The sequence below is a fragment of the Streptomyces sp. NPDC002490 genome, from assembly GCF_040296045.1.
GTDB lineage: Bacteria > Actinomycetota > Actinomycetes > Streptomycetales > Streptomycetaceae > Streptomyces.
Window position 1 is genome coordinate 1 of sequence record NZ_JBEOWM010000090.1, and the last position, 12,306, is coordinate 12,306.

General features: G+C 70.7%; 7 protein-coding genes. 6 read left to right on the forward strand and 1 reads right to left on the reverse strand.

Annotated features, from left to right (window positions below; translation table 11 throughout):
• Together ABT092_RS30135 and ABT092_RS30140 are read left to right on the forward strand one after the other, a co-directional pair.
• Positions 1-1,790: thioesterase domain-containing protein (locus ABT092_RS30135; RefSeq protein ID WP_351249545.1), on the forward strand; the 1,790-nt coding region annotated here is incomplete at its 5' end.
• Positions 1,791-2,218: 428 nt separating this feature from the next.
• Complete coding sequence (locus ABT092_RS30140) at positions 2,219-3,565, forward strand: glycosyltransferase (protein WP_351249547.1); 1,347 nt, start codon at positions 2,219-2,221, stop codon at positions 3,563-3,565.
• A gap of 25 nt (positions 3,566-3,590) precedes the next feature.
• On the opposite strand, the gene ABT092_RS30145 is transcribed toward ABT092_RS30140, so the two are convergent.
• A complete protein-coding gene (locus ABT092_RS30145) occupies positions 3,591-6,494 on the reverse strand; it encodes a helix-turn-helix transcriptional regulator (RefSeq protein ID WP_351249549.1) in 2,904 nt (967 codons plus the stop codon).
• 388 nt (positions 6,495-6,882) lie between these two features.
• Between ABT092_RS30145 and ABT092_RS30150 the strand changes: the two genes are divergently transcribed.
• From ABT092_RS30150 to ABT092_RS30165, 4 genes are all read left to right on the forward strand, one after another.
• Positions 6,883-7,878 (forward strand): AraC-like ligand-binding domain-containing protein, encoded by a 996-nt coding sequence (locus ABT092_RS30150; RefSeq protein ID WP_351249551.1) that lies wholly within the window; start codon positions 6,883-6,885, stop codon positions 7,876-7,878.
• Positions 7,879-7,977: 99 nt separating this feature from the next.
• Positions 7,978-9,318 (forward strand): FG-GAP repeat domain-containing protein, encoded by a 1,341-nt coding sequence (locus ABT092_RS30155; RefSeq protein ID WP_351249557.1) that lies wholly within the window; start codon positions 7,978-7,980, stop codon positions 9,316-9,318.
• An 83-nt stretch (positions 9,319-9,401) separates the two neighbouring features.
• Positions 9,402-10,556, forward strand: a complete 1,155-nt coding sequence (locus ABT092_RS30160; RefSeq protein ID WP_351249553.1) for a transglycosylase family protein — start codon at positions 9,402-9,404, stop codon at positions 10,554-10,556.
• Positions 10,557-10,590: 34 nt separating this feature from the next.
• The gene (locus ABT092_RS30165; protein ID WP_351249555.1) at positions 10,591-12,240 is read left to right on the forward strand and encodes an FG-GAP-like repeat-containing protein; all 1,650 of its coding nucleotides are present in this window, start codon (positions 10,591-10,593) and stop codon (positions 12,238-12,240) included.
• Positions 12,241-12,306 lie beyond the last annotated feature (66 nt).

Sequence of the window (12,306 nt, forward strand, 5' to 3'; positions counted from 1 at the left end):
CCCTCATGAACCCCATGCTCGACGAGTTCACCCAACTCGCCCACACCCTCCACTACAACGAACCCACCCTCCCCTTCGTCTCCACCGTCACCGGCGCGCACGCCGACCCCGCCGAACTGGCCACCCCGGAGTACTGGGTCACCCACATCCACGAAACCGTCCACTTCACCGAGGCCGTCCACACCCTCGCGGCGCGGGGCGTCACCCGGTACGTCGAGATCGGGCCCGACGCGGTGCTCTCCGCACTCGTCCGGCCGGCCCTGGGCCCCGAGGGCGCCGAGCGGATCACCGTGGTGCCCCTGATGCGCGGACGGCGTGACGAATCCACCGCCCTCCTCACCGGAGTGGGGCTGCTGTACGCGGCCGGGGCGGGGGTGGACTGGTCGGCCCTGTACGGTGGCGCCGCCCGCGCGGTCGACCTGCCGACGTACCCCTTCCAGCACCGTCGCTACTGGATCACGTCGCCCGCGCTCTTCGGCGGGGTCATGGCGGACAGGACGGAGCCGGCGGGAGCCGACGGGAGTCAGGGCGACGGGGCGGGCGACGGGCTCCGCGCCCGGCTCCACGAACTCGGCCAGCCGGAGCGGGAGAAGCTGCTGACCGAGGTCGTGCTGGAGCACACGGCCGTGGTGCTCGGCCGTGACTCCGCCGGTGAGCTCGATCCGGAACGCGGTTTCCTCGACGTGGGTGTGGACTCGCTCTCCGCGACGGAACTGCGCGGGCAACTCCGGCGTGCCACCGGTCTCGAACTCCCCGCCTCCGCCGTCTTCGACCTCGGTACGCCGGCCCGTCTCGCCGCGTACCTGGCCACCGCACCGCCGGCCGGTGGCGACGCCGACCGGGTCTCCGTCGCCCCTGCCGTGGTCGAGTCGAGCGGTACGCCGGAGACGGTCAGCGAACTGTTCCGTGCCGCCGTGCGCGAGGGCAGGATGGTCGAGGGAACAGCCCTGCTGGGGGCTGTGGCGGAGCTGCGCCCCTCCTTCGGGTCCGCCGTCGGACTCGGAGACCGCTGCCCACCGGTGCGGCTGGCCACGGGCCCCGCGGGACCCCTGCTGATCTGCTTCCCGTCCCCGATGGCGCTCGCCGGTGCCCAGCAGTACGCCCGGCTGGCGGCCGGCTTCCGGGACGTGCGGGAGGTCCACGTCGTCACCCCGCCCGGCTTCGTGGACGGGGAACCGTTGCCGGATTCCGTGGACGCGGTCGTCGACCACTTCGCCCGGAGCGTGCGGGAGTTGGCGGGTGACCGGTCGTTCGCGCTGGTCGGGTACTCCTCCGGCGGTCAGTTCGCGCACGCGACCGCCACCCGTCTGGAACGCGAGGGGTCGACACCCGCGGGGATCGTGCTGCTCGACACGTACCTCCCCCTCGACGGGAGCGACGGGCCGTCCACCGGCGCCACCGAAGGGCTGTGGGCGAGCATGCTCGACGGAATGATGGCGCGGGAGAACCACTTCGGGACGTTCTCCACGACCAGGTTGTCGGCCATGGGCCGGTACAGCGCCCTGATGAGGCGGTGCGTGCCCGAAGAGGTGGAGGCGCCGGTCCTGTTCGTCAGGCCGGCGGAGTCCTTCGTCGACGGGCTCGCCGGTGGTGACGGGCGAGGGGGCCCCGGTGACCCCGCGGCCGGCACCGGAGTCGACGACGGAGGTTGGCGTTCCTCCTGGCCGGCTCCGCACACCCTGCGCGAGGTCCCCGGCAACCACTTCACGCTGTTGGAGGAGTCGGCCCGGTCCACCGCCGAGGCCGTCGAGACGTGGATGCGCTCCTTCGGGGTGAACAACACGCCCTGACCGGAAGCCCCGCGCCCCGGCGGGAAAAGGTCGTCCGAAATGCAGGCCCCGGTGTCGCATACTCGCGCACCGGGGCCTCGCGCATGCCCGCCGGAATTCGGTCACATGGTCCAATGGGTGTGGCGCGAAATCGGCAATGCGAACCCTTAGGGGGTGCAGGGGCTTTGTCATGTCGATGACGATCGTTTACAGTGGGCGGGATCGGTTGGGGGAACGTCTCCCGTTTCATGGCAGTCTTGCATTTGTCCGTTCAATATTGGTCGCATCGCCGATCGCTTGGTTCTTCAGCGTGATGAATGTGCACGGAATAATGTGGCGGATTCGATTCGGTCGGAACCTTCAGTGGGGTCGGTCGGGTCGGACGGCCGTACTCGTACAGCGCCTTGCGCGTGGTGTGCCCGGCGCCCGGACACAGGATGCGATCCCTCTTGCGTGAGCTGTCGGCCTTCCAGAAAAGCCGTGAACCGGCGTCCGTCCGTCAGCGCTCGCGGACGTCGGCGCCCCGGAGGGGTCGGGCCGCACCGTCCGTCCTCCTCGCTGACGAGCGCCCTGCGGCGCGCTACCGCATCGTCGTCCTCAACGCACCGGCCGAGTCGCAGACCCGCTCGGTGCTGCCGATCGTGCGGGAACTGCGACGCCGCGGCCATCGGATGACCTACGTCACCACCCGGGAGTTCGCCCCGTCCGCCGCCGCCACCGGTGTCGACGTCCTCGTCCACGACTCCTGTCCCACCCTCGGAGTGGACGCGAACCCCGAGGACTGCGGCTCGGCAGACGCCCGGTTGGTCGCGGACGCCCTCGACTGGGCCGAGGAGGTCGATGCCGCGTTCCGTGACGACGACCCGCCCGACCTGGTGCTCTACGAGACGTCGGTGCACGCCACCGCCCGATTCCTGACCTGCCGTTGGAGCAGGCCCGCGGTCCAGATACTGCCGTCGTTCGCGCACCGGGCCCAGGATGCCGCCGAGGCCGGGGCCTCCCTGGAGTCCACCGATGTCGACGACGGCTCCTGCGCCAGGAGACTGCCCGGCCACATCAGGGAGCGCCTCTACCGTTTCCTCACTCCGGGAGGAATGGCGGGCGGGGCGCCGAGCAACTTCTACACGAAACCCGAGCCCCTTTCGATTGCTTTGCTGCCCAGGGAATTCCAGACGGACGGGGAGCTCTTTGACGGCAGCGTCGCGTTCGTCGGAACCTGTACGCCCGAGTGCGGGGTGATCGACCAGTGGATTCCGCCGTCCACCGACCTTCCCGTGGTGTTCCTCGCACTCGACCCCGAACTCATCGAGGGGGGACGTGAATCCCTCCGGGCCTGTGTGTCCGCCCTTGCCGAGAAGCCGCTCCATGTGGTGGTGCTCACACCGAACGGTGTAGCGGAAAGCCTTTTCGCGGCCGACGGCCCGCCCCTCAACGTCGAACTCCACGACCACGTGCCGTGGGCCACGGTGTTGCGTAGGGCGGCCGTGTTCGTCTGCCACTCGGACCTGCACAGCGTGATGGAGTCCCTCTACTTCAACACCGCACCGGTCGCCGTGCCGACGTCGCACCGGCAGCGTGCGGTGGCGGACCGGGTCGTCGAGTTGGACCTGGGCGCGAAGGTGTCCCCGGACCGCGCCGCACTCGACACGCTCGCCGACGTGGTCACCGCCCTGGTGGCCGATCCCGGGATCGCCCGGTCCGTGCGGGAGGGACAGCGCTGGGCGCGCAACGCGGGAGGCGCGTTGCGCGCCGCTGACGAGATCGAGCGCTTCCTGGAGTGGAGCTACGAGCCGTAGGCCCCGTCGGGGCGGGTGCCGGGGGTCAGGCGGACTCGGCTCCGGCCGGGACGATGTTGAGTCGCAGCGCCAGGTCGCCCCTCCGGCTGACGTTCAACTTGCGGTAGACCCGTGTCAGGTGCTGCTCCACGGTGCTGGTCGTGATGTAGAGCTTGCGCCCTATCGCGCGGTTGGTCGCCCCCACGGCGGCGAGTTCGGCGACCCGTCGCTCCGCGTCCGTCAGCAGTTCGGCGCCGTCCGGCCCCTCCTCGACCGGAACCGGTTCGGGTTCCGGCGGATGCACCGGGCCCGGCACCGCTGACGGCTGTTCCCACTCCGTGGCCACACGGCACGACCGCAGCATCCCGGCGGCCCGGTCGGCCATCGTCCGGGCCTGCACCGGATCACCCGACTCCCGGTAGGCGTCGGCGAGGTCGGCCATCGTCCGGGCCAACTCGAACCTTCCCACGTCCGGATGGAGCAGCCGGACCGCCTGGTGGAGGAGGGTCGGGCGGTCCGACGGGTCCGAGGCCGCGGCCAGGATGCGCAACGAGGCGCCCCGGGCACGGGGAAGGTTGTTGCCGGGATGTCTCAACTGCTCCTCCACGAGGAGCCGGGCTCTGCTGCCGTGACCGAGCGTCAACAGCGCCTCGGCCGCACCCCCGCGCCACGGGACGAGCGACGGCAGGTCGATGCCCCACTCCTCCATCAGGCGCCCGCAGCTCTCGAAGTCGGCCAGGGCCGCGCCGGGCCTGTTCCGCGACAGGTGGAACTGCCCGCGTGCGTGGAGGTAGTGCAGTCCGTACCGCGAGTCGAAGAGCACGTCCGGCACGGGCAGCCGCACGTACTGCGCCGCCTGCTCGTACTGCCCCAGGTGGGTGTGGGCCAGGATCAGGGTCGCCAGCGGACTGCCGAGCGCCACGCCCCAGCCGGTCGGGGAGAGTTGGGCCAGGGCCGCCTCCCCGTGCCGGACGGCCGTCGTCATGTCTCCCTGGCGCAGTGCGGCCTCCGCGCGCACCGCCGCGAACACGGCCTGCCAGCACGTCGCACCGTGCTGCGCCGCGACCTTCAGCAACTCCTCCGACCAGGCGGCCGCCTTGTCGGGGTGGTCCGCGCAGAGCAGCGCGAGCAGCGCCGCGTGCAGGGACTCGAAGGTGCCGTCACCCAGCCCGACGCTGTGCAGGACGCCCTCGGTGGTCGTCAGCGTGTCGTCGTCGGGGCCCTGGGCGAGGAGCCTGGCCAACTCGTTGATCGCCTTCCGCCCGGACGAGCGCACCGGTCTGACGCAGGCCCGCGCCCCCAGGACCGGCGTCCCGCCCGCCCGCTGCCTGCCCTCGGCCCACGTCCCGGGCGCCGGGGCGGCTTCCGGAGCGGCGACCAGCGAGGGGTGCGTGTACCCGACCCAGCGGTTGAAGGTCGACAGTTCCTCCGAGGGGAAGCCGTGGCTTCTCGCCTCGTCCTCCTCCCACAGCGTCAGCGACTCGCGTGCCTCGGCGTACCGTCCGTGCCACAGCAGACTGCGGACCAGCAGGGCGGAGTCCTGTCCCGACAGGTGCCCGCGCCGCATCGCGTCCTTGAGCCACGGGGTGTGCCGCATCGCGCGCAGCGGGGAGGTCCGCCAGTCGAGGCGCATGCGGTCCGCGATGAGCGCGCCGAGCTGACGACCGTCCGTGCCGTACGTCAGGGCCAGCTTGAGGTACTCGCCCGCCGTCTCGGTCCGGCCCGCGGCCAACTCGGTGCGGGCCGCCTCCCTCAGGACGTTGATCATCCAGCCTTCGGGCGCCCTGTTCGCCGCGACGAGCTGCTCGGCGACCGCCACGGGCGGTGCGCCCTCGTTCTGGAGCACGGTGGCGACCCGCAGGTGGAGTTCGTGCCGACGGTCCGGGGGAACCTGCTCCAGGACCGCGGTGCGGGCGGCGGGGTGGCGGAACCTGCCGGAACGCAGCACACCCGTGGCGGTGAGCGTGGCGATGGCGTGCTCGACGGTGGCGGTGTTCCTCCCGAGGATGTGGGCGATGGAGGCCGGGGACGTGCCCTCGGCCTCCATCGCGGCCACCGTGCAGGCGACTTCGAGGACCGCGGGGCCGGCCAGGAACAGGCAGCCGGTCAACGCGTTGCGGAACGCCTCGTCGGGGACGGCCGGTTCGCTCCGGTGGAAGCCGGTGAGGGTGCGGTGGGCCGCCTCGTGGTCGTCCAGCAGCGCGGAGAGGAAGAGCGGACTGCCCCCCGACGCCTCGTGGTACGCATCGGTGAGCTCCATCGCCTTGGCCGGGCCGAGCCTGCCCCTGATCATGGCGTGCGTGCTCACCCGGGTGAACATCTCCAGGCGGATCTTGTGGCAGTTCGGCTGCCGGAACAACTCGGCGTGGAAGACCGGGTGGGGCGACCGGATCGTGGGCGCCTCGGCGAGCAGGAGGAGCGTCCGCGACGCCTTCGTCCTGCGTTGCAGGAACAACAGCATCTGGAGGGACGGGCCGTCCGCGAACTGGAGGTCGTCGATGCTCATGACGACGGGGCCGCGCCTGCCCAGTTCCAACAGGACGGACCGGAGCCCGTGGGCCACCGCGATGCTGGGTTGGTTCGCCAGGATCGGGTCACGCACCCGACTCGTGGACAGTTCCTCCGTCAGCAACTCGCCGACCCGGTGCCTGAACTCCCGCGGTAGCGCCTCGCTCCGGAAGAGCTGATCCATCACACCCAACGGAATTGAGCGTTCCGCCGGAGAGGCCACCGCGGTGAGCACCGTCGCGTGGTGCTCCTCCGCCCGTTTGCAGAACGTCTGCATCAGTTGGGTCTTTCCGCTGCCGGTGGGTCCGGTCATCAGTGCAATACTGCTTCGTCCTTCCGCAGCGTCCTTCAACAGATCGGCTAAGATGTTCAGTTCGTGCTCACGATCGACGAGCTGAACCGATGGCCGTGTTTCCATACCGTCCCCCGTGTACGTATACATACCGCCGGCCACCGTGAAGATAGCAAAGGAGAGGCCGAGGTTGCCTTGAGCACATGACTAAGGCTTCGCCAAGACGGTTGATGGCTGATTCACGATCATGCGAGCCCCTCCCTCGGCCGCGCTGGACCCCCTCGACCGGCTGGACGACCCCCCTCGGGCGCGGTCGACGTCCCCCGGTGCCCGGCGCGGGCGGGCCTCCCGCGCGGGGAGGTCGAGGAGGTGGAGGGGAAGGGGCGGTCCCCCGGCCCGAGCGAGGCGTAAAGGTGCCTGCCCGGCGGTCTTTCGGCAGCGGACGTGCGGGAGATGCTCCCGGCGGTGAAGCCTTTCGCTTTCGCTCTGTTGAGGACCGGAGGGGATCGTTGTGTGGCTCTGGATGTCGACTGATGAGGTGCCGGCAGCTGACCGGGCGGACTGGTACCACGACGTGGTGTCCCGCACGGTGGCTCCCCACCGCTTGCTGGTGGCGGACCGGGCGACGTTCCGTGCGCGGGCCGGGGTGCTGGGGCTCGGGCGGATCGAACTGTCGAAGCACGTCCACGCGGACCACCGGGCCTGGCGCACCCGGCGGATGATCCGCCAGAGCGATCCGGAGCACTACATCCTGGCGCTGATCACGCACGGGGCGAAGGGGATCTCCCAAGCCCGCAACGACACCAGGGTCGAGGCGGGGGACATGGTCTTCTTCGACACCTCGCACCCCTACACCGCCGGCAACCCCGGCGCCGAACCGGTGATGTCGCTGCTGCACATACCACGCGACCTGATCAGACTGCCCGCCGACCGGCTCGACGCCGCGCTCGGCAGCCGCATCTGTGCCCGTCGGGGGATCGGCGCGGTCCTGCGACGGTTCCTCGCCTCGCTGGAGGCCCTCGGCTCCGAGTGCACCCCGCAGGAGCTGGCGTTGCTGGAGAGGCCGCTGCTCGACCTCGCCTCCGGGCTCCTCGCCCAACAGCTCGACGCCTTCGAGGCGCTCCCCGCGCGGACCCGCAACCAGGTGCTGCTGGAGCGGATCGACTCCTTCATCGACCGCCACCTCCCCGACTCCGACCTCACCCCCCGGGCCATCGCCGCCCATCACCACATCTCGCTGCGCATGCTCCACCACCTCTTCCGGGACTGCGGCGAGACCGTGGCCGCCTCGATACGCCGGCGGCGCCTGGAGCGCGCCCACGCCGATCTGGCCGACCCCGCCCAGGACCACCGCTCCGTCCGCGCGGTCGCCGAACGCTGGGGCTTCACGAGCCCCGCCGTCTTCAGTCGGACCTTCCGTGACGTCTACGGGCTGTCGCCCCGCGAACTCCGCACGTCCCGCTCCGGTCGGGGCGCACGCAACGTCAAGGAGCCCGGCACCCCACGTCAACTCGCGGGACTTGCGGGGCTCTAGCGTGTGATCACGGGGTTCGGGAGCGCTCCCGCCCCTCCGGGTTTCCCTCTCTCCTTCCTTTCGGCCGTGTCGTCAAACGATCGGAGCTTTGACGTGCCCATGCCCTCAATGCGTTCCCTGGCCTCCTTGCGTCCGGTGCTCGCAGCCGCCACGCTGGGCGGCCTCCTCCTCGGAGGTCTCGCCCCGGCCCACGCCGCACCCGACCGGGGGCCCGCCGCCGCGGCGGTCACCGCCACCGCGTCGAGCGTCGGCGGGGCGATCAGCCGCACCGAGATACTCCAGCGCGCCCAGTACTGGGTGGACCAGCGGGTCCCGTACAGCCAGACCGCCTACCACCGCGACCCGCAGGGCCGCACCTACCGGACGGACTGCTCGGGCCTGGTGTCCATGGCCTGGCACCTGCCCACCAGCGCGGTCACCTCGACGCTCCCCAACTACTCCTCCAAGTTGGCAGGTCTGGACAACCTCCAGCCCGGCGACGCGCTGAACGACGTCAGCTCCCACGTGATGCTCTTCGTCGGCTGGACCGACGGCACCCGCACCAGCGCCAAGATCATCGAACACGCCAGGCCCGACACCGTCGCCCGCCCCATGACGTACTCGCGGAGCTACCTCGTCCAGAAGGGCTTCGAGCCCTACCGCTACAACAAGGTCACCGACAGTCCGGTGACCGTGCCGGACAAGGGGATGACGCACGTCACCGGAGTCGGCGACCTGACCGGGGACGGCATCAGCGACGTCATCGCGGTCCAGACGTCCAACGGCGACCTCTACCGCTACTCCGGACCGAACTACACCGGCGGCACCGCCCGTACGAAGATCGGCCACGGGTGGGACTCGATCAGCGACATCGTGGGGACGGGCGATCTGACCGGTGACGGCGTCGCGGACGTCATCGCGGTGGACGCCACGAGCGGTGATCTGTACCGGTACGCGGGTCCGGGTTATGCGGGTGGTGGTCGGGTGAAGATCGGGGTCAATTGGGACTCGATGACGAATGTGACGCCGGTGGGGGATCTGACGGGTGACGGTCAGCCGGACGTGATCGCGGTGGAGAAGGCGACGGGTGATCTGTACCGGTACGCGGGTCCGAACTTCGCGGGGGGTGCGGCGCGGACGAAGATCGGCAACGGCTGGAACGTGTACTCCACGATCGTGGGGACGGGTGACCTGACCGGTGACGGCGTCGCCGACATCGTGGCCATCCATGCCACCAACGGGAACCTGTACCGGTACTCGGGTCCGCACTACAACGGTGGCACCCGGGTCCAGATCGGCAACGGTTGGCAGACCATGACCAACCTGACCGGCGTCGGCGACATCACCGGCGACAACGTCCCCGACCTCCTCGCCGTCAACGCCGCCTCCCAGAAGCTGTACCGCTACTCGGGGCCGGGCTTCGCCGGCAGCAGCGCGGTGCAGATCGGCGTCAAGTGGTAGCACGCCCGATGTCGGCGGCGCCGAGCAGGCGCCGCCGACGCGAGTGCCCCGCCCCTCACCCGTCATCGAACCGAGGTGCCCGCATGTCCGCACGTCCGCGCACGAAGTCCCTCCTGGCATCGCTGGTCGCCGTCCCGCTCGCCGCCCTGCTGCTGCCCCTGACGTCCGCCCTTCCCGCCGCGGCGGCGTCCGTCGCCACCTGGGACAAGGTCGCGCAGTGCGAGTCCGGCGGGAACTGGAGCATCAACACCGGCAACGGCTACTACGGAGGACTCCAGTTCTCCAAGTCCACCTGGAACGCCTTCGGAGGGAACCAGTACGCCGCCTACGCGCACCAGGCGACCAAGGAGCAGCAGATCCGCATCGCCGAGAAGGTCCTCGCCACCCAGGGCGAGGGCGCCTGGCCCACCTGCGGCCCCCGGGCGGGGCTCGGCAGCGACGACGCCGACCCGTACCCCGCCGAACCCCCGCGGCCGCAGTCCAAGATGGCGCACCTCACGCCGGTCGGGGACCTGACCGGCGACGGCCGGCCCGACATCGTCGCCGTGGAGAAGGCCACCGGCGACCTCTTCCGCTACGCGGGGCCGAACTTCACCGGCGGCGCCGCACGCCAGAAGCTGGGCTACGGCTGGAACGGCATGAGCGACATCGTGGGGACGGGCGATCTGACCGGTGACGGCGTCGCGGACGTCATCGCGGTGGACGCCACGAGCGGTGATCTGTACCGGTACGCGGGTCCGGGTTATGCGGGTGGTGGTCGGGTGAAGATCGGGGTCAATTGGGACTCGATGACGAATGTGACGCCGGTGGGGGATCTGACGGGTGACGGTCAGCCGGACGTGATCGCGGTGGAGAAGGCGACGGGTGATCTGTACCGGTACGCGGGTCCGAACTTCGCGGGGGGTGCGGCGCGGACGAAGATCGGCAACGGCTGGAACATGTACTCCACGATCGTGGGGACGGGTGACCTGACCGGTGACGGCATCGCGGACCTCGTGGCCGTGCACACCCTCAACGGGAACCTGTACCGCTATTCGGGTCCGCACTACAACGGTGGCACCCGGGTGCAGATCGGCAACGGTTGGCAGACCATGACCAACCTGACCGGCGTCGGCGACATCACCGGCGACAACGTCCCCGACCTCCTCGCCGTCGACCCGACGACCGACCGCCTCTACCGCTACTCGGGCCCGGGCTTCACGGGCGGCAGCCGCGTCCAGATCGGCGTGAACTGGTAGTCCCCGTCCGTCCCTTGACCTCTCCGGAGCAGCCATGAGACGCATCGCCTCCCGCTGGGCGGGGCTGGTTCCCCTCGCCCTCGCCCTCACCGGTTCCCTCCTCCTCGCCCCCGCCGCCCGGGCGGACAGCGTGGCCGGCCCCGACGCCCCACCGGTCCGCTTCGTCAGCTACAACATCTGCGGCAACATGTGCACCGATGCCAAGGGCTACGACAACCAGCGCCGCATCGACACCGTGGTCGCCGAGGCATCGGGCGCCACCTGGAACGCCGACCAGCTCCACCTCCAGGAAGTGTGCCGGCCCCAGTACGACGCGATCCGCACCCGACTCCAGTCCAGGGGATTCCACGGACTGTTCACCACGACCCTCTCGGGACGTGCGAACGTGTGCGGTGGCGCCGACTACGGCGTGGCGATCCTCGTCAAGGGGAGCATCACCGAGACCCGCGAACTCGACCTGACCGTCGGCGGCGAGACGGAGCCGATCAAGGTTCCCTGCGTCAAGTCCTACACCCAGAGCCGGGCCAACTGGGCCTGCTCGGTCCACCTCTACTGGAGCGACGCCGTCCTGCGCGAGCGGGAGGCAGCCCTGCTCGCCGCCCAGGCCCGGCAGTGGATCGACGCCGGAACGCCGGTCGTCCTCGGTGGTGACTTCAACGGTTCGCCACGCTCCAAGATGGCCTCCTCCTTCTACGAGCCCGGCATCAACGACGGCGGGCAGGGCGACTTCGTCGAAGCCGACGAGACCGACCGCGACCACTTCGTCGCCGACCCCTGCCGCACCGACGGCCGTGCCCGCTGCCGCAGCGGCGAACCGACCTTCGGCTCGACGAAGATCGACTACCTGTTCCTCTCCGCCCACCACTTCAAGGGCGCCAAGGCGGAAGTCCTGCCCCAGGACCCCCGGGTCTCCGACCACCGCCCGGTCCGGGGCGCCGCGCACTGGTCCGACTGCGGGCCGGCCGCCGACGGGGGCGCGGTCCTCCGCCGGGACGCCACCGGAGCACTCTTCCGCTACGAGGGCCGCGCGGACGGCTCGATCGCGGGCGCCTGCAAGACCGGCACGGGCTGGAGCGGCATGCGGATCGTGGCCCGTGAGGGCACGGCCCTGCTCGCCGTCGACACGGGCGGGGTCCTCTGGCGCTACCCGGCCCACCCCGGCACCGGTACCTACTCGGGCTCCACCCGGGTGCGGGTGAGCGACGGGTGGCAGACCGTGGACGACCTGCTGTCACCGGGTGACTTCACCGGTGACGGGAGGTCCGATCTGATCGGTCGGGACGCGGCGGGTGACCTGTGGTTGTACCGGGGTGACGGTCAGGGTGGCCACGGTCCCCGGACCAAGATCGGCCACGGCTGGGACGCCTACACCGCCCTCCTCGCCCCGGGTGACTTCACCGGTGATCGGAGGTCCGATCTGATCGGTCGGGACGCGGCGGGAGACCTGTGGTTGTACCGGGGTGACGGTCAGGGTGGCTACGCTCCCCGCGCCAAGATCGGCCACGGCTGGCAGACCTACACTGCCCTCCTCGCCCCGGGTGATCTGAACCGTGACGGCAGGGCCGACCTCGTCGGTCGGGACGCGGCGGGTGACCTGTGGTCGTACCGGGGTGACGGTCGGGGCGGCTACGCTCCCCGCGCCAAGATCGGCAACGGCTATCCCGCCGGGGAACTGCTCTTCTGACGGAACGGCGCGCCTTCGTCCCGGGCCGGCGACACGGCGCGGGACGAAGGCGCGCCCGGGGGGCCC